This window comes from Bradyrhizobium sp. LA6.1, assembly GCF_040547805.1.
Lineage (GTDB): Bacteria > Pseudomonadota > Alphaproteobacteria > Rhizobiales > Xanthobacteraceae > Bradyrhizobium > Bradyrhizobium barranii.
In genome coordinates, this window is sequence record NZ_JBEPQK010000032.1 from 31,055 (window position 1) to 54,608 (window position 23,554).

At 62.3% G+C, this 23,554-nt stretch carries 22 protein-coding genes and 1 tRNA gene; 4 read left to right on the forward strand and 19 right to left on the reverse strand.

The window, feature by feature from the left end; translation table 11 throughout:
* Nucleotides 1-57 precede the first annotated feature (57 nt).
* Complete coding sequence (locus ABIB99_RS42415) at nucleotides 58-408, forward strand: RidA family protein (protein WP_014491332.1); 351 nt, start codon at nucleotides 58-60, stop codon at nucleotides 406-408.
* A gap of 154 nt (nucleotides 409-562) precedes the next feature.
* Nucleotides 563-928: a nuclear transport factor 2 family protein gene (locus ABIB99_RS42420; RefSeq protein ID WP_028147997.1), complete on the forward strand. Its 366-nt coding sequence runs from the start codon at nucleotides 563-565 to the stop codon at nucleotides 926-928.
* A gap of 183 nt (nucleotides 929-1,111) precedes the next feature.
* Here ABIB99_RS42420 and ABIB99_RS42425 read toward each other — a convergent pair whose 3' ends face one another.
* The 14 genes from ABIB99_RS42425 to ABIB99_RS42490 form a co-directional block, all read right to left on the reverse strand.
* The gene (locus ABIB99_RS42425) at nucleotides 1,112-1,963 is read right to left on the reverse strand and encodes an amidohydrolase family protein (protein WP_354181807.1); all 852 of its coding nucleotides are present in this window, start codon (nucleotides 1,961-1,963) and stop codon (nucleotides 1,112-1,114) included.
* Nucleotides 1,964-1,966: 3 nt separating this feature from the next.
* Nucleotides 1,967-2,944 carry an aldo/keto reductase gene (locus ABIB99_RS42430; protein ID WP_354181809.1) on the reverse strand — a complete coding sequence of 326 codons (978 nt, stop codon included), beginning with the start codon at nucleotides 2,942-2,944 and terminating at the stop codon, nucleotides 1,967-1,969.
* Nucleotides 2,945-3,050: 106 nt separating this feature from the next.
* On the reverse strand, nucleotides 3,051-3,983 hold the full coding sequence (locus ABIB99_RS42435; RefSeq protein ID WP_063985925.1) for a sugar-binding protein: 933 nt from the start codon (nucleotides 3,981-3,983) through the stop codon (nucleotides 3,051-3,053).
* A 94-nt stretch (nucleotides 3,984-4,077) separates the two neighbouring features.
* Nucleotides 4,078-5,160 carry an ABC transporter permease gene (locus tag ABIB99_RS42440; protein WP_085399632.1) on the reverse strand — a complete coding sequence of 361 codons (1,083 nt, stop codon included), beginning with the start codon at nucleotides 5,158-5,160 and terminating at the stop codon, nucleotides 4,078-4,080.
* Nucleotides 5,160-5,918, reverse strand: coding sequence for an ATP-binding cassette domain-containing protein (locus tag ABIB99_RS42445; protein WP_354181812.1), 759 nt, complete (start codon nucleotides 5,916-5,918; stop codon nucleotides 5,160-5,162). Before ABIB99_RS42445 ends, ABIB99_RS42440 begins: the two co-directional genes overlap by 1 nt.
* Nucleotides 5,919-5,930: 12 nt before the next feature.
* On the reverse strand, nucleotides 5,931-7,253 hold the full coding sequence (gene xylA / locus ABIB99_RS42450) for a xylose isomerase (protein WP_354181814.1): 1,323 nt from the start codon (nucleotides 7,251-7,253) through the stop codon (nucleotides 5,931-5,933).
* Nucleotides 7,250-8,707: a xylulokinase gene (gene xylB / locus ABIB99_RS42455; protein WP_354181816.1), complete on the reverse strand. Its 1,458-nt coding sequence runs from the start codon at nucleotides 8,705-8,707 to the stop codon at nucleotides 7,250-7,252. Before xylB ends, xylA begins: the two co-directional genes overlap by 4 nt.
* An 82-nt stretch (nucleotides 8,708-8,789) precedes the next feature.
* Nucleotides 8,790-9,833: a LacI family DNA-binding transcriptional regulator gene (locus ABIB99_RS42460; RefSeq protein WP_354181818.1), complete on the reverse strand. Its 1,044-nt coding sequence runs from the start codon at nucleotides 9,831-9,833 to the stop codon at nucleotides 8,790-8,792.
* An 88-nt stretch (nucleotides 9,834-9,921) separates the two neighbouring features.
* On the reverse strand, nucleotides 9,922-10,386 hold the full coding sequence (locus tag ABIB99_RS42465) for a GNAT family N-acetyltransferase (protein WP_354181845.1): 465 nt from the start codon (nucleotides 10,384-10,386) through the stop codon (nucleotides 9,922-9,924).
* A 2-nt stretch (nucleotides 10,387-10,388) separates the two neighbouring features.
* On the reverse strand, nucleotides 10,389-10,901 hold the full coding sequence (locus ABIB99_RS42470; RefSeq protein WP_354181820.1) for a GNAT family N-acetyltransferase: 513 nt from the start codon (nucleotides 10,899-10,901) through the stop codon (nucleotides 10,389-10,391).
* Nucleotides 10,901-11,482, reverse strand: coding sequence for a helix-turn-helix domain-containing protein (locus tag ABIB99_RS42475; RefSeq protein ID WP_028160282.1), 582 nt, complete (start codon nucleotides 11,480-11,482; stop codon nucleotides 10,901-10,903). The genes ABIB99_RS42470 and ABIB99_RS42475 overlap by 1 nt, the downstream gene beginning before the upstream one ends.
* Nucleotides 11,483-11,686: 204 nt before the next feature.
* Nucleotides 11,687-13,972 carry a VCBS domain-containing protein gene (locus ABIB99_RS42480; protein WP_354181847.1) on the reverse strand — a complete coding sequence of 762 codons (2,286 nt, stop codon included), beginning with the start codon at nucleotides 13,970-13,972 and terminating at the stop codon, nucleotides 11,687-11,689.
* Nucleotides 13,894-14,736, reverse strand: a complete 843-nt coding sequence (locus tag ABIB99_RS42485; protein WP_354181822.1) for a TolB family protein — start codon at nucleotides 14,734-14,736, stop codon at nucleotides 13,894-13,896. Before ABIB99_RS42485 ends, ABIB99_RS42480 begins: the two co-directional genes overlap by 79 nt.
* A 511-nt stretch (nucleotides 14,737-15,247) precedes the next feature.
* Nucleotides 15,248-15,321, reverse strand: a tRNA-Gly gene (locus ABIB99_RS42490).
* 346 nt (nucleotides 15,322-15,667) lie between these two features.
* Between ABIB99_RS42490 and ABIB99_RS42495 the strand changes: the two genes are divergently transcribed.
* Nucleotides 15,668-17,800, forward strand: a complete 2,133-nt coding sequence (locus ABIB99_RS42495) for a hypothetical protein (protein ID WP_354181824.1) — start codon at nucleotides 15,668-15,670, stop codon at nucleotides 17,798-17,800.
* A gap of 286 nt (nucleotides 17,801-18,086) precedes the next feature.
* Here ABIB99_RS42495 and ABIB99_RS42500 read toward each other — a convergent pair whose 3' ends face one another.
* The 5 genes from ABIB99_RS42500 to ABIB99_RS42520 form a co-directional block, all read right to left on the reverse strand.
* Entirely contained in the window at nucleotides 18,087-19,043 is a 957-nt protein-coding gene (locus tag ABIB99_RS42500; protein WP_354181826.1) for an HlyD family secretion protein, read from the reverse strand.
* Nucleotides 19,040-19,363, reverse strand: coding sequence for a DUF3302 domain-containing protein (locus ABIB99_RS42505; RefSeq protein ID WP_354181828.1), 324 nt, complete (start codon nucleotides 19,361-19,363; stop codon nucleotides 19,040-19,042). The genes ABIB99_RS42500 and ABIB99_RS42505 overlap by 4 nt, the downstream gene beginning before the upstream one ends.
* A 71-nt stretch (nucleotides 19,364-19,434) precedes the next feature.
* Complete coding sequence (locus ABIB99_RS42510) at nucleotides 19,435-19,743, reverse strand: DUF1214 domain-containing protein (RefSeq protein WP_354181830.1); 309 nt, start codon at nucleotides 19,741-19,743, stop codon at nucleotides 19,435-19,437.
* A 262-nt stretch (nucleotides 19,744-20,005) separates the two neighbouring features.
* On the reverse strand, nucleotides 20,006-20,698 hold the full coding sequence (locus ABIB99_RS42515; protein WP_354181832.1) for a helix-turn-helix domain-containing protein: 693 nt from the start codon (nucleotides 20,696-20,698) through the stop codon (nucleotides 20,006-20,008).
* A gap of 310 nt (nucleotides 20,699-21,008) precedes the next feature.
* A complete protein-coding gene (locus ABIB99_RS42520) occupies nucleotides 21,009-22,628 on the reverse strand; it encodes a DUF1254 domain-containing protein (RefSeq protein WP_354181834.1) in 1,620 nt (539 codons plus the stop codon).
* A 362-nt stretch (nucleotides 22,629-22,990) separates the two neighbouring features.
* Between ABIB99_RS42520 and ABIB99_RS42525 the strand changes: the two genes are divergently transcribed.
* On the forward strand, nucleotides 22,991-23,080 hold the full coding sequence (locus tag ABIB99_RS42525) for a hypothetical protein (RefSeq protein ID WP_354181836.1): 90 nt from the start codon (nucleotides 22,991-22,993) through the stop codon (nucleotides 23,078-23,080).
* Nucleotides 23,081-23,554: the final 474 nt, after the last annotated feature.

Below are 23,554 nucleotides of genomic sequence, written 5' to 3' on the forward strand. Positions count from 1 at the left end.
GCAGAGCGGGGGGCGCTGGGTTAGACAGGGCCGCCATTCCCACCAGGAGATCCCCCAATGAGCATTCAGCGTTTCGAAACCGGCCCGCGCATGAGCCAGGTCGTCGTGCACGGCAACACCGTCTATCTCGCCGGCGTCGTCGCCAACAAGGCCGCCGGTGAAAGCGTCACGAAGCAGACCCAGGACATCCTGGCGACCATCGACAGCCATCTCGCCAAGGCCGGCACCGACAAGTCGAAGCTGCTCTCGGCCACGATCTACATCACCGACATGAAGACCTTTGCCGAGATGAACGCGGTGTGGGACGCTTGGGTCTCGCCCGGCAACACCCCGGCTCGCGCCACCGTCGAAGCCAAGCTCGCGGCGGCTCAGTACACCGTCGAGATCATGGTCACCGCGGCGAAGTAAATTCGCGCTGAGATTGTTGCGAACGTCCGAAGCGCGATGAGAGCATCATCGCGCTTCTTTTCTGCGTACGCATGACCTCCGAGGTAATCGATCTGCGCGTGCGAACCTTCGATAGTCGAGACAGCCGAACACGGCGCCATCGAAGGAGAGCACCATGACCGACCCCGTCACCATCGCCCGCCGCTACATCGAACTCTGGAACGAGCGCGCCGCAGGCCGCCGTCGCGAACTGCTCAGCGAGAACTGGACGGCTGATGCGAGCTATGTCGATCCCCTGATGAAGGGCGACGGCCGGGACGGCATCGACGCGCTGATCGCGGGCGTGCAGCAGCGCTTTCCCGACTTCAAGTTCACGCTGATCGGCGAGCCCAACGGCTACGGCGAACACGTCCGCTTTTCATGGGGCCTCGGTCCCGACGGTGTCGACAGCCCGATCAAGGGCACCGACTTCGCCGTGCTTAAGGACGGCCGCATCAGGAGCATCACGGGATTTCTGGACCAGGTGCCCGCGGGCGCGTGACGTCTCTTACCCTCCCCTGGAGGGGGAGGGTCGGCTCACATTGAGCGCAGCGAAATGTGAGACGGGGTGGGGTGACAGTCTCTCCACCGATGCGGTGCCCGAACGGAGAGATCACCCCACCCCGCTCGCGCTGCGCGCGATCGACCCTCCCCCTCCAGGGGAGGGTAAGCAAGAGCCCGGCCCTTAGCTTGCAGTTGCCAGCCGATAGGCTCTCTTCGCATTCACGCCAAATGCCTTCCCTCGAACATTCGGACCCAGCCTCGCGAGGCACGCTTCCAGCGCCCCCTTGATCTCGCCATAACTCCCGGCAAGCAGACACACCGGCCAGTCCGATCCGAAGATCAGGCGATCCTCGCCAAAACATGTTGCGGCATGTTCGACGAACGGAAACAGCCGCCCCGCATCCCAGTCACTCCACACCGCTTCCGTCGCGAGGCCCGAAATCTTGCACCAGACATTGCCGCAGGCCGCGAGAGCCGCGATGCGATCGGCCCATTCGGCGCTTCCGCCATCGGCGATCGGCGGTTTTGCGGCGTGGTCGAGCACGAAACGCGCTTGCGGAAAGGCCTGTGCAGTTGCGATCGCGGCGGGCAGTTCGCGGGTGCGGACGAGGAAATCGTAGGCGAGATCGCGGGCGAACGTTGCGGTGAGGCCGCGTTGAACGTCCTCGCGCAGCAGCCAGTCCGGATCGGCCTCGTCATGCACCTGGTGACGAATGCCGACCAGCTTGTCGCCGCCGGGCGAAGCGCGCAGGCGATCGAGCGTGTCGCCAAGCGCACCGTCCGTCAGATCGGCCCAGCCGACGACGCCAATCACCGAGGGCGTCGCATGCGCGATCCGCAAGAATTCCTCGGTCTCCTCCACCGCGGAGCGGCACTGCACCACGATGCTCGCGTCGATGCCGTTTGCTTTCAACAGCGGCGCGAGATCGGCGGGGCCGAAGGCGTGGCGAATCGAGGCCAATTCCGGCGCGTCCATCCAGGGATAGTCGGCGCGCGAAGGATCCCAGAAATGCTGATGGCCGTCGACGATCATGCCTCACGCTCCGCCCGGCAACGGCGCGCGTGCGTCGACGAGTTTGCGCGCACGCAGCTCCTGCCAGAAGGCTTGTGGCACCGCCTTCTCCGACATCGCGATGTTGTCGGAAACTTCCGCGGCGTTGCGCGCGCCCAGCACGGCAATTGTGACCGCCGGATGGGCCATGCAGAACTGGAGCGCGGCGGCCTTCAGCTCGGTCCCGTGCTTGCGGCAGAGCTCGTCGAGCTCGAGCGCACGCGCGATCAGCGCCGCGTCGGCGTCCTGATAGTTGAACTTCGCGCCAGGATGCGGATTGGCCAGAATGCCGCTGTTGTAGATGCCGCCGAGCAGGATGCCGATGTTCTTCTCGCGGCAGACCGGAAACAGCGCATCCAGCGCGCCCTGGTCGAGCAGCGTGTAGCGGCCGGCGAGCAGGAAGCAGTCGACCGGAACGGCCTGGGCAAAACGGACCAACATTTCCGACTGGTTCATGCCGGCACCGATCGCCTTGACCGTGCCGTCGGCGCGCAGGCGCTGGAGTGCGCGGAAGGCGCCGGCCACGGCATCGTCATAGTGATCGTCGGGATCATGCACGAGCAGGACATCGATGCGGTCGAGTCCAAGGCGCGTCAGGCTCTCCTCCACCGAACGCATCACGCCGTCATAGGAGAAGTCGAACACCGGCCGCTCGCGCGACGTGCCCTTGTAGTGCGCGTCCTCGGCGGCCGCGCCATCCGGCGCGCGCAGCAAGCGACCGACCTTGGTCGAGATGACGTAGGAGTCGCGCGGCTGCTGCCGGAGGAAAGCGCCGATCCGCCGTTCGGCGAGGCCAAAGCCGTAGAGCGGCGCGGTGTCGTAGAAGCGGATGCCGGCCGACCAGGCGCGCTCGATCGTGGCGAGCGCATCGGTATCGCTGACGGCGGTGAACAATCCGCCGAGCGGGGCCGAACCGAGACCGATTGAGGTGACGTCGAGGGAGCCGAGCCGCGACCGTTTCATTCCCATTGCCTTCCAAAAGTCTTCCTTCCAACCGTCCAATCATCTCTCCCGCTTGCGGAAACCGCAAGCGGGAGAGGCTCGCAGGAGCACGGGGCTGGCGACGCTCCTACTTCAACATCTGCGCAACGTTGTCCTTGGTCACGAGATCGAGGCCGGTATAGACGATCTCGGGTACCTTCTCGCCCTTCTTGATGGCGAGCAGCGTATCCATCGCCTTCTCGCCCATCTCGAACGGACGCTGGCCGACCAGCGCATTGGCGTAACCGTCGCGCAGCAGTTCAAGCTGCATCTTCAGCGTATCGGCGACGACCAGCGTGAACTTGCCGGAGTCGATGTCCTTCTTGTTCCTGGAGGCGAAGGCCTTGAAGCCTTCGGGGGCGAACATCGGCCAGCCACCGATGGGAACGATCGAGGCGAGGTCGGGCGTGGCGGTGCGCATGTCCGTCATCTGCTGGACCGCCAGCGCCGGATCGTCGTTGCAGAAGGTCGGCGAGCCCGCGACCTCGGTCCATTTCGAGCCCTTCAGCGCCTCGCGGACGCCGTCGACGCGCTCGGCGAGATTCTTGGCGCCCGGACCGCCCGAGACCATCGCGTATTTGCCGCCATCGGGCCGCAGCTTCAAGAGCTCCTTGCCGAGCGCGACGCCGAACTCCTTGTTGTTGGTGCCGATATAGGCGATCCGCTTGGAGCCAGGCGCATCGGCATCGAAGGTGATGACGGGGATGCCGGCCGCGGTCGCCGCCTCGATCGACTTAGTCATGGCCGCAACGTCGGCGACCGAGATGGCGAGGCCGTCGACCTTCTGGGTGACGAAGTCCTGGATGATCTGCGCCTGCGTCGCCGGCTCATGCTCCACCGGCCCCTTGTAGATGCACTCGATGTTACCGAGCTCCTTGGCACGCTTCAGGCAGCCGTCGCGCGCGAAGTCGAAGAACGGATTGTTCATCGCCTTGGGCACGATCACGAAACGGTAGTTCGCGGCAAACGCCGGCGTCGCCATCATCGCGACCGCGATGCCGGCAAGAAGAAGTTTCCTCATTGTTTCCTCCACCCTTCTCTGGCGCCCATCCTCTCAAGATCGTCCGGGGAGCGGACAGGCGACATTTTCGTTGCCCTCCCGGAACGACGTCAGTTCAGATCATCCGCGAGCGGATGCGATCGACCAGCACCGCCAGGATGATGATCACGCCAACCAGCGTCTGCTGCCAGTAGGAGCTGACCTGTGCCAGCACGAGGCCGTTGCGGATCACTTCCAGCAGCACGCAGCCGACGATGGCCCCTAACGGACCGCCGATGCCGCCGGCGAGGTTGGCACCGCCGATGACGGCCGCTGCGATCACGTTGAGCTCGTAGGACGTCGCCATGTTGGCGGGCGCCGATCCGAGCCAGCCGGAGATGATGATGCCTTGCAGCCCTGCGGCAAGCGCGCAGATCACATAGACCTCGATCTTCACCCGCACGACCGGTATGCCCGTGAGCTCGGCGGCCTTCTCGTTGCCCCCGAGCGCGAACACGTGGCGGCCGAACGAGCTGTGGTGCAGGACCACGGCCATCGCCAGCGCGAGGACCACGAGGTAGATGAAGGGCACCGGCACGCCGAGCACGTCGCCCGAGGTGAGCGCGTAGAAGTAATCAGCGTCCGGCCCGCCCGGAAAGCTGCCGCGGCCGTTGGAGACGACGTAGCCGAGCCCACGCACGATCGAGAGCATGCCAAGCGTGGTGACGAAGGGCGACAGGCCGAGCACAGCGATACAGAAGCCGTTGACGAGGCCCGCGATCAGCGCGACGCCGAGCCCCGCGAGGATCGAGATCAGCAGGATCAGACCCGGCACGTTGGCCAGCACGGTCTTGCCGTCAGCGGCCATATGCACGAACAGCGAGCCTGCGGGCGAGCCGGGCGCCGACAGCTCGGTCATGACCATCGAGGTGATCATGGCGGAGAAGCACATCATCGAGCCGACCGACAGATCGATGCCGCCGGTGATGATCACGAAGGTAACGCCGAGGGTGGCGATGGCGATGAAGGAGAAATTCTTCGCCACGTTCTGCATGTTGCCTTCGGTGAAGAAATAGGGGCTGGCGAAATGCATCACCACCAGCAGCATCGCCAGCGCGAGCAGGACATAGCCGGTCTGGGAGGCGAAGATGCCGCGCTGCCACCATCTGATCCGGCCGACATTGGTGAAGCTGATCGGAGATTCCAAGGGCATGGCCATCACGCCGCCTCCTTCGCGCCGGTGATCAGGGCGGTGACTTCCTCGGGCGACGTCTGGTGGATCGGCTTGTCGGCCCGCTTCTCGCCGCGACGCATGACGACCACGCGGTCGCACACCGCGAACACGTCGGGCATGCGGTGCGAGATCAGCATGACGGCGACGCCCTGCTCCTTCAGCCGGTGGATCAGGCCGAGCACCTGCTCGACTTGGCGTACCGAAATCGCGGCGGTCGGCTCGTCCATCATGACCAGCCGCGCGTTGGAGAGGCGCGTCCGCGCGATCGCAACCGCCTGGCGCTGGCCGCCAGACATCTGCTTGACGAGATCGTCGGGGCGCGTCTCCGAGCGCAATTCGCCGAACAGTTCCAGCGCACGCACCGCCATCGCCTTGTGGTCGAGCAATGCGAGCGGGCCGAACCTGCGCTTCAGCTCGCGGCCGAGGAAAACGTTGGCAGCAGCCGTCAGATTGTCGGCAAGCGCGAGATCCTGGTAGACGACCTCGATGCCGACGCCGCGGGCATCGACGGGCCGGTTGAAATGGACCGCGTTGCCGGCAAAGCGGATCTCACCATGGCTGGGACGGAAATTGCCGGCGATGATCTTGACCAGCGTGGACTTGCCCGCGCCGTTGTCGCCCATCAGGCCGACGACCTCGCCGGGCTGGACCTGCAGGTCGACGCCATGCAGCGCGCGGATTGCGCCGAACTCCTTGCCGATGCCGGTCAGCTCGAGGACCGGTGTCGCTTCAGCCTTTGTCATCAGCGGCCTTCCTCAAACGTAACGGTTGACCAGGGATTCCAGATATTCCTGCCGCCCCGAGCGCGGCCGCGGGTCGAAGCCGGGGCTGAGCGCACGGTCGGCAAGTTCGGCGAGCGAGCGCTGGCCGCCGAGAATGGCCCGGCCCTCGGGTCCCGCCCATCCCTCGTAGCGCTGCGCGAGCGGTGCGGTGAGGGCGCCGGCATCGAGCATGTCGGCGGCGGCGAGGAACGCGCGCGCGCAGGCATCCATCGAGCCGACATGGGCATGGATCAGATCGTCGGGGTCGATCGACTGCCGCCTGATCTTGGCGTCGAAATTGAGCCCGCCCGAGGTGAAGCCGCCGCGATTCAGGATCTCGTGGAACACCAGAGCCAGCTCCGGCACGTTCATCGCGAACTGGTCGGTGTCCCAGCCGAGCAGATCGTCGCCACGATTGACGTCGAGCGAGCCGAAGATGCCGAGCGCCTCGGCGAGCGCGACCTCGTGATGGAAGGAGTGGCCGGCGAGGATGGCGTGGTTCTGCTCGATGTTGAGCTTGACGTCGTTCAGGAGATCGTAGCGTTCCAGGAAGCCATAGCAGGTGGCGACGTCGAAATCATATTGATGCTTGGTCGGCTCCTTCGGCTTCGGCTCGATCAGGATCGGGCCCTTGAAGCCGATCTTGTGCTTGTGCTCGACGACCAGCGAGATGAAGCGGCCGAGCTGGTCGAGCTCGCGCTTGAGATCGGTGTTGAGCAGCGTCTCGTAGCCCTCGCGGCCGCCCCACAGCACGTAGTTCTGGCCGCCGAGCCGGTGCGTCACCTCCAGCGCGGCGCGGACCTGGCCGGCGGCATAGGTGAAGATTTCGGGGTCCGGATTGGTCGCGGCACCCGCCATATAGCGGCGATGCGTGAACAAATTGGCCGTGCCCCAGAGCAAGCGGACTTTTGCGGAGGCCATCTTCGCCTCGAACAGATCGGCGACCGCGTTGAGATTGGCGACGGACTCGCTGAGCGAAGTGCCTTCCGGCGCCGCATCGACGTCGTGGAAGGTGAAGAAGGGCACGTCCAACAGGCGGAACAGCTCGAAGGCGACATCGGCCTTGGCGCGTGCCTGCGCCATCGCATCGGCACCTTGATGCCAGGGGCGCAGAAAGGTTTCGCCGCCGAAGGGATCGCCGCCCGGCCAGCAGAACGAATGCCAGTAGCAGACCGCAAAGCGCAGATGATCCTCGAGCCTGCGGCCATGCACGAGCCGGTCCTTGTCGTACCAGCGGAAGGCGGGCGTGTTTCCCGCATCCTTGCCGCCGAAGGCGACAGGGGCGCTTGCATCGAAGAATTTTGCTGGTGCGTTCACTTAAGGCTCTCCTTCAACGCAGGATAAAGTTCGCGCCATTGCCGATAGGCCTCATCATAGGCCGCAGTGACGGATGCGCGGGGCGCAAAGCTCGTGAGCCGCCGCGGGCGCTTGCACACTTCCGCGGGATCTTCGCCGGTGGCGGCAAGCCGGCCGAGCCGAGCGGCGCCGAGCGCCGCCCCGACCTCGCCCTCCTCGACGCGGTGGACGGGAATGCCGAGCACGTCGGCGCAGATCTGCGCCCACAGCGGCGAGCGCGAGCCGCCACCGACGAGATCGACCTCAGCGATTGGCCCGCTGGCCGCGCTCAGCGCCGCGAGGTTGTCGCGCGCGGCGAAGGCGACGCCTTCCAGCACGGCCTGCACGATCTGGCTGCGCCCGGTCGCACCGCGCAGGCCGACGAAGGCGCCGCTGGCGGCGGCATCGTTGTGCGGCGTGCGCTCGCCATCGAGATAGGGCAGGAATTTTATGGAGCTCGGCCCGCCGACACGCTCGCCGAGCGGCGCCAGGAGCGCGGCGGCCGGCGTCTCCATCACGCCCGCGAGCCACGCCAGCGAAGCCGCGGCCGACAGCATCACGCCCATCTGATGCCAGAGGCCGGGCAGCGCATGGCAGAACGCATGCACGGCCGAAGCCGGCGCCGGTGCAAACCGATCGGTGACGCGGAACACCACACCTGATGTGCCGAGCGACAGGAACGCATCGCCCGGCGCGATCGCGCCGAGCCCGATGGCGCTCGCGGCATTGTCGCCGGCACCGCCGGCGATCACGACATCATTCGCCATGCCCCAGCGCCGCGCGAATTCCGGCGCGAGCACTGCACTGACCTCGCTGCCCTCGACGAGGCGCGGCATGTGGTGGAGATCGAGCCCGACGGCATGCAGCAGCAGCGCCGACCAGCGGCGCAGACCGACGTCGAGCCACAGCGTGCCCGCGGCGTCGGACATGTCCTCGACCATCTCGCCGGTGAGGCGATAACGCACATAGGCCTTCGGCAGCAGCACCTTTGCCACGCGCTCGAAGATCTGCGGCTCGTGCCGCGCGACCCAGAGCAGCTTGGGCGCGGTGAAGCCGGGCATCGCCAGATTGCCGGCGATCGTGTGCAGCGACGGGCAGCGCCGCTCGAGCGCGACGCATTCGGCGTGCGAGCGGCCGTCGTTCCACAGAATAGCGGGGCGCAGCGGCCGTCCATCCTCGTCCAGCAGCGTCGCGCCATGCATCTGGCCGGACAGCCCGATGCCGCGCACCTGCACGACCTTGCGCGGATGGCGGGCGGCGAGATCGTCGACGGCGCCAACCGCCGCATCGACCCAGGCGTCGGGATCCTGCTCGGACCACAGCGGCGCGGGATGCGACAGCGCAAGCTCGCGCGCGGCCGTCGCGACAATCGCGCCGGTTTCGCTCACGAGCACCGCTTTCACACCGGATGTGCCGATGTCGATACCGAGATACACGCCGTCCTCCCTTTCGCCTGATGCGGTGCGCGATCTCAGAGTCGCCCTTTCCGCATCGGACCGTTTCGAAATCCACCCGCCCCTAAGGCAAATTGTCCCGCATCACGATGTCGATCCTGATCTTCTCCTGTTCGCGCAAGATCGGCTCGCCGCGCGCAAGCGCGAGCAGCACGCGCACGGCGGCGCGCGCTTCATGCCCGGGGTTCTGCGAGATCGCGGCATCCATCACGCCCTGCAACAGCAGCCGGCGCGTCAGTGCGGTGACGTCGTGTCCGACGAACACCACCTGCTTGCCGCGGCCGGCATCGCTCAACGCTTTGGCGACGCCTTGCGTGCCGGCGCCGACGTTATAAAGGCCGACAATGTCAGCATGCCTGCCGAGCAGCCGCGCCAGAACCTGTTCCGAACGGCCGTCTTCGTCGCGCCCTTCCAGCACCGGCAGCACGCTGAGATCGGGGAATTCCGACGCCATCACCTGGCTGAAGCCGAAGATGCGTTCGGAATGGTCGCGCAGGCCCTGCGAGCCCGCGACGATCGCGACCTTGCCGGACTGTTGGCCGACCAGCCGACCGACCAGCGCGCCGGCGGTGCGCCCCGCCGCAATGTTGTCGATGCCGACATAATGGTGGCGACGCGAGGACGGCACGTCCGAGACCAGCGTCACGACCCTGGTCCCGGCGTCGACGAGATCGTTGATCGCGGCGCGGACCCCCGGATGGTCCAGCGCCACCACGGCGACGCCGTCGTAATCGCCGGACAGCGCCTCCAGCGAGGCCGCGAGCACGGACGGGTCAAACACATCCGTGGCGACGACCTCGACGCCGAGACGGCGGGCCGAGAGCCAGGCCGACATCTCGCCGAGATAGGCCTCGATCTGCTGCATGAAGGGGTTCGGCCCCGCCGGCATCACGAAGGCAAAGCGGCGGGCACGGCTGCGGGCGAGCTCGGCGGCGGCAACGTGCGGCTGGAAGGCGTTGCGCTCGATCGCCGCCTTGACGCGCCGGACCGTATCGGGCCGCACGCCCGGACGGTTGTGCAGGACGCGGTCGACCGTCGCGAGGCTGACGCCCGCCTCGCGGGCGATGTCCTTCAGCGTCAGCGTGGTCGCGGTGAGAGTATCGGCCATGGCTGAAGGTTATCGAGGTGTTTTGAGGTACGCAACTCATTTTGAGGCGCACGATGACGTTTTCGGGCCCGGGTCACACCGCGCGGCCTCAGCCGCCGGTCAGGTCGCGCGTCAGGAACAGGCTGTTGGGATCCTCGACATAGCCCTCGAACGGGCCGCAGAGCACAAAACCGTGCGCCTGGTAGAGCGCATGCGCCGGCTTGAAATAGTCCCACGAGCCGGTCTCAAGGCTGAGCCGCTTCAAGCCGCGCGCGCGGGCTTCAGTGACGATGTGGCGCAGCATCCGGCCGCCGAAGCCGCGCCTCCGCGTGGTTTGCAGCGTCTGCATCGACTTCACCTCGCCATGGTCGGCCGAGAGCATCTTCAGCGCGCCGGTGGCGACCAGCGTCTCGCCGTCCCAGCCGGTCCAGAACGCGACGTCGCTCGCACGGAGCCCCGCGAGATCGAGCGCATGGGCGCTGCCCGGCGCGGTCTGCGCCCGCGCAGCCGTGACGTGATGGTCGAGCAGCGCAATGACGCGTGGATCAAAGGTGTCGCCGGTGCGGACCTGCATCGTCACGGCCTCACCTCACTTGAAAGCCGCTTCTGCATGAGGACCATATCGAGCCAGCGGCCGAACTTGCAGCCGACCTCCGGCATGCGGCCAACCTCGGCAAAGCCGAACGACGCGTGCAGCCCGGTCGAGGCGGAATTCGAGGCCTCGATCGCGGCGACCATCGTGTGCTTGTTGAGCGCGATAGCGCGCTCGATTAGCGCGGCCATCAGGCTGCGGCCGACGCCGAGCCGATGATGTTGCTCGCCGACATAGACCGAATTCTCGACCGTGTGGCGATAGCCGGGCCAGGGGCGGAAATCGCCGAATGATGCGAAGCCGACGACGTCCCTGCCCTTCATTGCGACCAGCACGGGATAACCGGCCGCTTGCCGAGCGCGCATCCACTCGCGCCGCGAAGCCAGATCGGCCGGTCCGTCGGTCCACACCGCCGTGGTGTTGATCGCGGCGTAATTGTAGATGGCCAGAATATCTTCGGCATCCTCCAGCGTGGCGTCCCGCACGATCAGCGACATCACATTTTCCCGTACGATGTGCCGCGCCGCGTGATGATGACGTAGCGCGCATCCTGTTTGGTCTCGTTCTCGAAGGTCACCGCCCGCATCACGTCGAAATCGAGACAATCGCCATCGCGCAGCCGCACGGTCTTGGCGTCGATATGCACGCAGACCGCCCCCTCCAGCATCAGCAGTTGCTGGGTGAACGCGTTGCGGCCCCAGGGGCTGTAGGAGACACGCGCGCCGGCCGGCAGGTCGACGACGATGATCTCGATGCCGCTCGCCGCATCCGGCGGCGAGGCGTGCCGCCGACGGTAACCGCTGTCGGGATCGCGCCAAAGCGGCTGGTCGGCAAGCCGCATCAGCCGCTCCGGCGGCTTCTCCGCGAGCGCGACGACATCGCTGAGGGTGACATCGAGCGCCGCGCAGAGCTTGTTGAGCAGCGCAGCGGTGGCGCTGCTCTGCGCCCGCTCCACCCTCCCGATCATGGCCCGGCTGACACCGGAGCGCGTCGCGAGTTCGTTCAACGTCATGCCCGCCTGCGTCCTCAACGTCTTCAAGCGACGACCGATCGCACGATCGAGTTTCTGCTGGTCCATCTCTTTGCAGGTCCTGGTCTTCATCCGAACATTGCCTGACACGAGGACCGTACCCATCAGGGCGAGCGGAGATTAAGCCGGGCGGGGCGCGCGTGCCGGGAGCGAGGAGCTAATATATTAGAATCTTTGCGCGGCAAATTCTCCGGCGCCTTGCCACAGGCGCCGGGAAATGGCGGGTTCGACCGGGCTTTCCGTGGAAATTCGCTAGACAAGAAAATCCAGCGCCGCGCCATGGGCTTGCGGGATCAAGGATCCAGGCGCGAGGTGAAGCGTCATCGCATGATGATCCGCATCGGTCAGTGTCAAAATACCGGTCTGAGCGTCAAACGCCGCGTTCACCGTGGTGTCGAAGCCATCCAGCACCAACGTTGTGCCTGGCGTATAGTTTGAGATGACGCCGGATGTTTGTTTGGCATCGGGTCCGAAGACAAATGAGTCCGTACCCGTCAGAACGACATTGCTGCTTAGATTGCCAGTGACCACCAATGTCCCGTTGTTGACGTTGACAGCGCCAGTCCCGCTTAAATTATCGACCTTGAGCACGCCACTATCCAGGACAGTGCCGTTGTTGACGAGGTTGCCCGGCACATCCACCTCACTGCCGGTGTGCACATTGACGATGCCGCCATTGGTCAATCCATTCTTGAAGTCGATCGTGCCGGCCTGATCGGCGGTGATCGTTCCAACGGTGTTGAAAACGGCGTCGTCGAAATCGAGCGAGCCGTGCACGGCTTCGATCAGGCCGCTGCTGGTGACGGAATTGCCGGTGTTGACCGCAAGCGGCTGGGACCCGTTCGCCTCGAGCGTGCCGGAGAAGCCGATATCCAAGGTGAGGCTGTGATCTCCGTTTCCGATGGTGCCGGCGCCGTCGATCGTGCCACCTTCAAGGTCGAGCGTGTGATGCGCACCGCTGTTCAGGATCGAGGAGCCCGGATCGAGCTTGATCTCGCCATTGCCAATGACCGTGGTGTCGCCGGTCAGGATGGCTTTCGCGAAATTGAAGAACTCGATCTTGCCGCCATTGTTCAGCGTGCCGCTGACATGCAGAGCGCTTGCGGCACTGTCGTCAAACACGGCGCCGGCCTTGAGCGTCACGTTGTTGAAGCTGTTGGCGCTGCCTGCAACGGATTCGATGAGTCCGCCTGATGTCGCATCCAGCGACGTCCCGTCGAGATGCACGTTGTCGAAGGTGATGGTGCCGCCATTGGCGACGATCGCACCGAGGGAACCGCCGAAGATCGTATCGTTCACGAACGCGAGCATCGCCTGGGTTTCGCTCAGTGAACCGAGATTGTTGATCGTGCTGTTGCTGATCACACCGGCGCTGGCGGTCTCGTGCAAATTTCCGGTCACGCTGATATTGATCGTGGCCCGGTCAATCGACGTGAAGCCGGTCGAGCCGGTGACCGTCAGAACGCCACCGCCGCCGCTGGTGTCATTCACGTCAGTGACCGTGATCGCGACGTTCTTTGTCGCGATCTCTGTCCCGTCGCTGACCGCGACGGTGACGTCGTAGACGTTGTCGTGGTTCGCGTCTTTCGGCGCCTCGAAGTCGGGCGCGGACTTGAACGTCACATCGCCCGTCGCCGACACGTCGAACAGAGCCGCGTCAGTGCCGGACAGCGAATAGGTCAGCGCGGGACTGTCCACATCGGTCGCCGCGACGTGGTAGGCGACGCCAGAGCCATTCTCCGCGAAGCTTGCCGTCGTGCCCGAGCTGATCACGGGCGCATCATCGATTCCCGTCAGCGTCACGGTGATGCCCTGTGTCCCGTAGAAGCCGTCGAGGACCAAGATGAAGATGTCGGTATGGGTCTGTCCGGCCGCGAGCGGAGCGATGTTGGCATGAGAGACATCATAGCTCCACGTCACCTTGCCATCGGCAACGTCGATGGTGGCCGTGAGTGTGCCGAGATTGCCGTCTTGCGGTGCCACCGCGACCGTGTGGGCACCGGCAAAGAAACCCGCCTGCGATGTCGAAACATGGGCAGCGCCATTGTCCGTCAGCTTCGCTGCGGTGAAGGAAGGCGTAGTAAGATCTCTTACAAAGATGTCGTAGGTATGGTTGGTATCGCCCGGCACCAGAATGCTGGATAAAGACTCGAATGCCACCTTGGTGCCATCAGGCGAGAACACGGGAAGCCGGCTGCCGCCTCCGAATTCCCACGGCCTGCCCCCATTGGTCGAGACGGCCGTGATGGCACCCGTGGCCAGGTCCTTCACATAGACGACCTGATCGGCATTGACACCCGGCACGAGATTGGTGGCACTGGAATAGAACGCAATCTTGGTGCCATCAGGCGAGAACACGGGTTCCTGGGCTTCGCCGTTGTTCTGCGGGACTCCGTCGGCATCGGTCGATACCAGCGTGACCGCGCCTGTGGTCAGATCCTTAATGACGATGTTGCCGATTAGGTTGTTAGAACTACCCGGCACAAGATTGTCGGCAAAGGTATAGAACGCCACCTTGGTGCCATCTGGCGAGAACACCGGGTCGAAGCTGCCGCGATCCCCACGAGCGCCGCTGGCGCTCTCCGACACCAGTGTGGTGGCCCCGGTGGAAAGGTCCTTGATGTAGATCTCGGTGGTGTCGCCGCGCACTGTGGCCGACCCGAACACGATTTTGGTGCCATCGGGCGAGAACGAGGGGGGAAGGTAAAGCCATTCTCAAGCCCGCCGCCGGGTCCTCCGTTGTATGGACTGGGCGCTATGAGCGTTATCGCGCCAGTGGTCAGGTCCTTCACGAAGATGTCGCGCACGTGGTCGGTATCATCAGGCACGAGATTGTCGGCATCGGAATAGAACGCAACCTTGGTGCCATCAGGCGAGAATATCGGGTTGGTGGTCGATAAGCCGTCCGCCTGCTCCCCACTGGCACTCGTCGATACGCGCGTGAGGGCACCGGTGGCCAGGTCCTTCACGAAGATGTCGACGCCCGTTGCGAACGCCAGCTTGGTGCCATCGGGCGAAAAAATCGGCTGGTAGCCACCCAGCTGAACCCCGCTGGCATCGGTCGACACGAGCGTGATCGCCCCGGTCGAAAGGTCCTTCACGAAGACGTCGGGTGCACCGTTGGTATCGCCGGGCACCAGATTGTCGGCATAGGATGCGAACGCCACTTTCGTGCCGTCGGGCGAGAACGCTGCCTGGACACTCGCGCCATCCGCCTGCGCCCCGGTTGCGCTGGTCGACACGCGCGTGAACGCATCGTCGCTGCCACCGCCAGCGGTGAAAACAGGTGCTGAATTTGTCATCAATGCCTCCGTTTGCCCGGCAACAGGCCGGACCCGAATGTTTTGCACGACAATCAGAAACAGAAACGCGGCACCAATGAGTCCCTGCTGTCCAAGGCAAGTTTAGTGCCCCCAGATGACGAACGCTTGATGCAGCCGCGAAGGATCAGATGAAGGATCAGATTGAGCGTCGTTGGCTGCGCCGCTGCACGACAGGCAATCAAAACTGCGCCAGCAGTCTTTCACGATACGCAGCCGCGCCGAACTGCGAGAGCGCATAGCATCCCTCAGGGTGATCTCGTGTCGTCGGGATGAATAAGCCGCTCCATTCTGAAATGCAGCGCGAGCGGTGATCCGTTACATCACCAAGAATTGCCATCGCCAAAAATTGGCCACTTTAACCGACGCTGGGGAGACCGACGCCATTTGGCGGATCTTTGGCCCCTTCATGCTTCCGGATACGCCAAGATGAACGTGGCCATGGGTCGGAGAAACATCCAACACGCCAAATCAGCGGCCATCAATTTTTGAATGGAGCGGGCGAAGGGAATCGAACCCTCGTATGCAGCTTGGGAAGCTGCCGTTCTACCATTGAACTACGCCCGCAATTAACTGATATCGCTACCGTATTCCGAAGGATCGCGAATTGCGTGGCACGCTTTTGGCACGGTATTCAGCGATCTTCGTCGATTGATATAGCACGGGTACCGGCGGGGATTTCAAGCCCTCCTGGGCATCTTCACGGTTTTGCGGTTCTTTGAGCACGTGAAAGACGAGCGCAACCAGCCGCTCGGGCATTTCAAGCGAGAGGCGAGATGAGATAGCGGGAAGGCTGTGCCACGCGTCCAGATATGCCTCTTCAATAGAGACCATCATCGGGTCAACGTATGAAGTGAGTTCCGCTACACTCTCCCCGGTTGTACTGAGTCGGGCATAAGCTGGGGAAGCGAGTATGAGCAATGTTACGCGTCGGGCTCTGCGGGTTTACGCAGCACTCACCGAGCTAAAGGGCAACGAAAACGACGTTCTGGACGCACTGACCCCGTTCTTCGAGCCGATTTTGGCACTGATGAACGGAAAGGTTTTTGATCCCTATACATTTTCGGCAGGCGTACGCAGGCTGTACCGCTGGCGGTTTACTGGGGACATCGCTTCCACATTGATCCCGCGCTTCGAGCGCAAGGGAATACTAAAGAAGAGGGCGCAGGCGGGTCAGGATACCGTATGGATCGTCAATTTTACCGACCCTCAGGGAGATGCGGCACCACCGGCAATCCTGTCGGCATTTGAGCGGATTATTGATGAGTTCGAGAAGTTCCCGCCAAAGGTCACTGATCTGCTCTCGTACAAGAAAAGCCGGGAAGAGCTAAAGGACATTCTGATCCGCTTCTTGGTGATGATGGACGCGTCCGGCGAGGGTGCCTTTGCGCCACAGCTCGGTGAGTTGGAGCCAGGGGCGGAGGCCCGCGCGCTCATCGCGAAGCTGGAAGAAGGTGGTACACCGCTCGATCCCAATGACCGGTATATGTGCGCGCGATTTGTGCAGCACTTGATGAAGAACAGACGGGAGTCTGTTCCTCACCTGACACGCCTCTCGTCCATCGGATTGTTAGCGGAAGTCGTTGAAGATTTTCTCAAGCCTACGCACGTCGAAACCCGGACGGATTTGACCGTCATCCTCGACGCGCCGATCGCGTTGGATCTGCTCGGGTGTTCTGGGAAGGCGCTGAAGGACGACATTGCTACGGTCATCGCCGCGCTCAAGAAGATTGGAGCATCGTTCATCGTATTCCCAATTAGCTGCATCGAAATGCAGCATAATCTGCGGAGCATGCTGTCGCTGCCACCCGAGCAGCGACGGGGCTATACGCACAACGCCATGATTAAGCGGGAGATCGGACTCGACTTCGTCCAAGCTGTCGCGAACAACCCCGAGCGTGCGCTGGACAATATCGGCATCACGGTGCGGCAAATTGGTATGGATACCTTCCCGCACAATCACCGGTACTTCACACTAGAACAGCACGACGATTTCTTAAATTCGATCACGTGGGGCAATAATGTGAACGCGCGTGAACACGACGCGACGTGCCTTACGCTCACGGCCCGGCTACGCGAGGGTAAACAAAATAGTGATGTTTTCAAAACGCGTTACGTGATGGTGACGCGCAACACCCGATTTGTGGGACACGCGCGCAATTACGCTCTGCAGAGCAGGATAATCAATCCACTGCAGGAGGGTCCAATCATCCACGCCCGTGACCTGGCCACTACTGCATGGCTGCGGACAGGACTTGGTGCCGACGAAACTATTCCACGCGGCTACCTAATCGCGACCTGTGACAGGGTGTTGCAGGTCAGGCCGGAAGTCAGAAACGCCCTCGCCAACCAACTCGCTCTGGTGACACCCGAGCGCTTGGAGCAGCTAAACTTGCTGCTGCTGGACGCGCGAAGTGTTCAAAAGCTCGCCGACGAAACGCTCAACAACGAAAACATCGTGACTTCCGAAAACGCGGAGCATCTCCTCGATGTGATGCGGGAAGCCACTGCCGAGGAATTGCGCGGAAAGCATGAAGCGCAGCTTGCGACGGAGCGGCAAGCAGCGGCGGAGTCGCTGGAGAGGGCCTCTTCGGAAGTGTCGCGATTGAGCGAGCAACTCGCTACGCTGCAAATGCGCGAAGCACAGGCGCTTGCGTTAAAGGAGAGTCAGCTCAAAGGTGTGGTTGGCGACGTCAACAAGCAAGCGAGCAGGATCGAGTTTTCTTTCCTCGCAGTTTTGCTGGTGCTTGGCGTCGCCGGTGGCGTCAACTTCTTCACCAGCTATTTCGACGGGCATTGGATCTGGAACAGCATCCTGATGCTCGCCGGATTGGTAAGCTTCGCGCGGCTCGTATTCGGACTACTCGAACGGCCTATGCCAGCGCTTGCAACGTTGCTGAACTACTTTTGTCGAAACAGGGCCGGCAAGAAGCTCTCGACACTCGGACTTTTGGACGAAAACTACCGCCTCGGATACAAGGCAGGCAGGATCATCCTCTTAGAAAGCAAGGAGCTCATAGTTCTTGAGAAGGCCAGCAAAGAGTGAAGCGCTTCATTCGCTGAACGATCTTTCCAACGGATGATTCCTAAAACCTCGAAACGACGACTGTAGATTTCGCGCGACGAGGTGTCGCTGACACCATGACGAGACGGACAACTCGCTCTGTCATCACTCGCAATCGTTGTCGCGGCGTCGCGGGCCACTATCCACAGCAACGATGCTCGAAGCGGCTGCACAGATAACCGGGGACGCCGTTTGACGTCCGCTATGCCTCTGATAGCGGCCCGAAATCGGAATGTTGCAGGACTTCCGCCTTGGGCCACATCCGGACTCATGCAGCGCAGCATCCTCCACCCGTTGCCGGGATCACATAGTCCACTTTTCCAAGGAACAGGCGGCCTGGGTATGGGTTGAGCACCATCTCCACATCGTCGCCCGGCTCAACATTCGACAGCCAATTCTGCGGAAATACGGCAGCGACGGCGGTATCGGACACGTTGACGAATGTTCCGGCCGCAGCAAGCGGCATCGGCACAAGCATGGTGCCGATCTGCACCTGCCAATTCGTAACGTATCCATCGCCTGGCGCCGTCATTTTGCACTGCGCCAGGTTGAACCGCGCGTCATCCAGTTGTGCTTCAACGGCCGGAACGTTGCTTTGGGCCGTTCGCACAGCGGCTTCGGCCTGTTGCGCAGAAGCCTGCGCCTGTGCAAGGGCGGCTTCGGCTTGTTGAACGGCGGCGTCCGCCTCCTGACGTTCTTGCGCTGCCTTGGCCACGTTGAGCTGACTGATGGCAGCTCTGTCCGCGCGCTGAATGTTGAGGGCGATTTGTTCCTGGGTCTTGGCTAGTTCGTCCGCGGCCTTCGCCTTCGCTAGGATGGCCTGCGCATTCGGTATGGCCGTTTTTGCGGTCGCCAGCGCAGCCTCGGCTTGTCTTACGTTGGCCTTCGACGCTGCCAGCTGCGCCTCGACCTGGTTCACCGTGTACTGGTACGGCGCCGAGTCAATTTCCAGCAACAAGTCACCTTTCTTCACGCGCTGATTTGCCTCGGCGTGAATCGTCTTGACCTGCCCTTTGACGTAAGGAACGAGCTGCACCACGTATTGGCTGGTCACCATCTTGTCCGTAATCGGCGCCGACTGCGTCCAGACCACCACGACGCCACCGATCATGAATACGCCCGCGACGATCAAGCCGGCGATCAGATAGGCCGTGGGCTTGAGGCGCAGGACCTTGAACAGCAAGAGAACGATCGCAACGTAGACGATGATCAGGATTGCGATCACGGCCGCACCCCCTTGTCACCTGAATGCTGACGCAATGCCGTTCCGCTGTCGCCCCTGCCAGCTTCAAGATCGCTCTTTGCCGGTTTCAGGCCGAATGGCGTTGTGAACGCCCATACGAACGCCACCGGCCATAGCAAGCCGCCGGTCGCGATCCCGACCCAGCTCATGGCATTGATCGCGCTGGCCTGCGGATGATTCCATTTCCGCGCGAGCTGACCCGGAAGTTTGCCCAGATTGACGACAATGATGACGCCAACAAAAATCAGAACAGCGAACACGACAAACGCGAACGCATCCAGCGCGCCAAATGAAGAATCCACTGCCAGCCCTCCATCTAAAGGTGCGCGGTCATACCCCCAGTGGCTCTTCGGTCGGGCCGTAAAGCCGGAGATCACTTCACTTCCGCGATGTGGCCGAGCTCCCACGTCTTCTCGAACAGCGGCTTTTCGGGGCCGTAGAACCGGAACAGCACCTCGAACTCGCCGCCGCCCCTGGTGGGCACCCAGTTCGATTCCTTCCCCGCCGGCGCCTTGGGGCCGAAGTAGAGGTCTATCGACACGTCGGCGTTCTTCGTCAGCCCCGGTGTGTTCGAGCCGCGGCTCGACCAGGGCATCTCGCGGATCAGCGCGTGGGTCGCGCGGTCGTACACCGTCGCCGACCAGTGCGAAGACTCAACTTGAGCAAATCGAATCCGCTTCAATTCATCTTCTCACGGAGCTTTCGGATGAACTCGCGAAGGTCATTCGCGTAATCCTCAATGATCCGGCGCGCCTCCTCTATGCGAGTTGGCTTGGGCTCGGATTCGGAAGGCTCGTTCATGGCAGAGCCTTGAACCTAGATCGCCGGCAACCCGTTGATCTAAATCAACGGACCTTTCGTACTAGCTCTTGCAATATCCGCGATAATCGATGCGAGTCTGCATATCCGTCATCGTCGCCAGTACGGCCCCCTCGCATTTGGTATCAGGGTTGTGCCGGTTCTTGCGGATCGAAATCGGCAAGCCGCCGCCTGTCGTTTAACACGATCTCCCGCTGATAGTGGTCGAGGAACGTAAGGACGCCCGCTTTACGCAAGCTAGATAGCACGCGAGAAACCGTCTCCAACGTCAAGCCGAGATAGTCCGCAATGTCGAGACGAGTCATCGGGAGCGACACCTTGTCTGCTCCGGTGCGGCAATCCATCTCAAGCAAGAAGGCGGCAACCCTTTCTACCGCGGTCTTGCGGCCCAGAAGCAGCATATGGTTTTCTGCGTGCTCCAGGTTGCGCGTGGTCATGCTGAGCAGGTTGTGCGAGACAACCGCATCTCTTGTGGCCACCAATTGAAGGCTTTCTCGCTTAATCAGGCGTACCACGGTTTCGACGACCGCCTCCGCGGTAAATCGATGCGTGTCGCCATTCTGAAGCCCGAAGATATCGCCCGCTAAGTGGAAGGCGGCGATTTGACGTCGACCGTCCGAGAGTAACTTGTAACTTCGCACCGCACCATGCTTGACTTGATAGACATACACAGCGGGCTCTTTTTCGCCGAAGATTTCGGTGCCTTTTCGGTATGTAAACTCACTTAGGCCGATAATTCGGTTGAATGCACTCGCTAAACCGGATTCATCGAGTGTATTGGGCTGAGGTCGTCGATCCGTTGTGATACGCACAAACATCGGTCATTCCTCTTCCGCATCAAATACTTTGGAGAATCCTTCTCGTGTCCGCAGGTCGTTCGACGAGCGACCATGTTCATTGAATGTACCTTAGGTCATTCCAAGGTACAATGTCAGGTTGATGGGCGCGAAAGGGCGTAACTGCCTGCTATGGGTCACAATGCGAAGAACTCGACCTGAGCAAATCGAGTCCGCCATGGCTCACTGAGCGGACCTCTGCGAGGTGCGCCGCTACGTCGCCGATGGGCCAATAGACGACGTCGCACCTGCACGAGGTGGCCAGCGCCATGCCGGCCACCTCGCTGCGGCTTCACCTGACGAGTTCGATCTCGCTGGGCCGCCACGCTTTCGTGAAGAACGGTTCGAGCGGGCTGTAGAGGCGCAGGATCAAGAACCAGTCCTTTCCAGGCATGGTTTGTATCCAGTTGCCACGTGCGACGCCCGCCGGCTGCGTCGGACCGAAGTAGATCGTCGTCGAACCGTCAGCACTGGGTTCGGCCGCGGGCGACGGATAGCCCTGGCTGCCGGCGCGCGGAAAGCGCTGCGGGGTATCGAGCATCGAGCGGGTCATGTTGTCGTACACGGTAAACGACCAAAAGTTTGCCTCCGGGATACCCTTGGGCAGCGTCACTTTATAGGACTTGGCACCATCGAAGTGCTGCTTGTTGGCATCGAGCATCGCAAACAGATATTGCGAGCCGATGCCGGGTAAGCGCATGGCCATGGCGGGCGTGATGCCGGTGACGCCGTAAAAGAAGTTTGTTCGCGCATCCATCGTCCGGTAGCCGGTGGCCGGGAAGGGTTTGACGCCCTCTGGCGTGATCATCGGGATCGGCGTCTCGAACTCGTAGCCGGTCACGAACAGGTAATTGAACCACGACGAGTCCGGATAGTAGAACCAGCTCGGATCGCGCGGACTCATGAACAGGCTGCGCGAGGTCGCGTTGGCGACTGCCAGTGCCTCGGCCATGATTTTCTTCATGCGTGCGTCAGGCGCGAAAGGCTTGTTCTTGATGATGCCGATGGCGGCCAGCGGACCCATCAGCTCGGCATCTAGCGAGGTGGCCGGCTCCTGTTGCACGACCTCGTTCAGCATTTCGAAGTAGGTCCAGTCGTTGGGCGGAATGGTGTTCATCACCTTGCCGCTGCCTTCATGGAACACGGTTGTCGGCGGAGCGGTTACCCGCCCGAGCTTGGCCTTCCCGGCCAGAAATTCGGCGATGGGCGTGCCGACGCCGCCCGGTTCGTAAGGATAGACCTTGGTGAACTTCTTGATCGTGTCGACCACCGGTTTGGGATCGTTGTGGTTCTCCAGGAACGACCGGCCGAACCACACGATGGTGTTTGTCCGGGCGCGCGCGACATAGAACCCGCCTTCCGGCAGCGGACCGTCGTAGCCCGGTGGCACGATCAGATACTTACCGCCCTCTCCACGGTCGGGGCCGGGAAGGCCGAGGTCGGTGACCCAGCGGAACCAATGGTCTTGAACTGCCCCGAGAAACTTGGGTGGGGTCTCCAGCACCATGGGCCCTTTGCTGAGATCGAGATAGCCCATGACGTAGATCGTGTCGGCGTTGGCCGTCAGGAACAGCGACTTCGCATCCATCAGCTCGGAGAAGACGAGAACCTCGTTGTCCTTCATGCCGATGCTCTGCATGCCTTGGCGCAGTGCGTGGATGCTGACGCCTCGCATGTTGTCCATGAACGCGCGAAACGCGTACGTGGTGTCGAGGTTGTCGAAGAGCTTCTCGGCCGTTGACTTGCTCGGCACGCCGTCTTTGAACTCAAGCGTGCCGATCCGGGACTCGACTTTATCTGGCGTCGTTAGCGATGGTGGGATTGTGGGGGCGGTCTGTGCCGCTGCCAAGTGGGGCAACGTGAGGGTGGCGCAGGCCACAATGCCTGCAAGGAGGCTAACATGCTGCTTCATGTCGTCTCCGATTTCGTTACAAATCTTCAACAAAGCGCGCCGACCTAGTGCTGCGGCAACCCTAGAATGCTTCAAATTGCCGCCGGCGACTATGCAAAAAAGCGGCAGAAGCTGAGGACATATGTCCGAGATGGGTCAAAAGCAGCGGTGGTCGCCAAGTTGGATCGGCGTCCGGTTTGCCCCTGACAGCCGACACGACACGCGCTCAATCGACCTTCGGCTAAGGGCCCACAAGCCGACTCTCTCCCCGTATAGTAGAGGCTGCTGAAACGGAGAGAACATGAACGTGCCGGAGATCATTCCGACGGGCCATCGAAATCGGTGAACGGAACGGCAAGATTACCTTCGATGAGCTGAATCAATTGTGTGACAGTGGAGTACTGGACCCCAAAGACATCGAGCGTATTCTCAACGCACTTAGCGAAGCAGGAATCTGGATCGAAGGGGACTGAAACCTGGCTCTGGTAACGACATAAGTCTAGCAAGGGTAAAAGCGGCAACGTGAGCAAGCGCAATTAGGTAAGCCGGAAGATGGTGATCTATCTCAAGCTCCGAAACGAGGGAACCGATGTGTGGCGTCCAGTTGAGGTGAGCCCGTCGGAGCGGATTTGTATCGCATCCTAGATGTCCCCGCCGAAGGTGAAGAGTGGCCGGTTGCGCAGAACGAGATAGTTGAGTGCGAGCGCCGTGTTCTGTCTAGTGAAGAGTGCCTAGTTGTCAAAGCGACTTAGAACGTGGGGGGTGATCCGGGCCGAAGCGATGGTCCGCTGTGGGTCAAAAGCGCCTTTTGCGAGGTCGGCCAGTCACTTCCGGTGTACCTTGATGAGCGGTCCTTCTGAGAGGCCGCGCAGACTTCGCAATCGGGCCACTTGCGGACGTGAAGTCAGTGAGCACGAAGGACAGCTGTGGAGCGCGACCGGACGTAA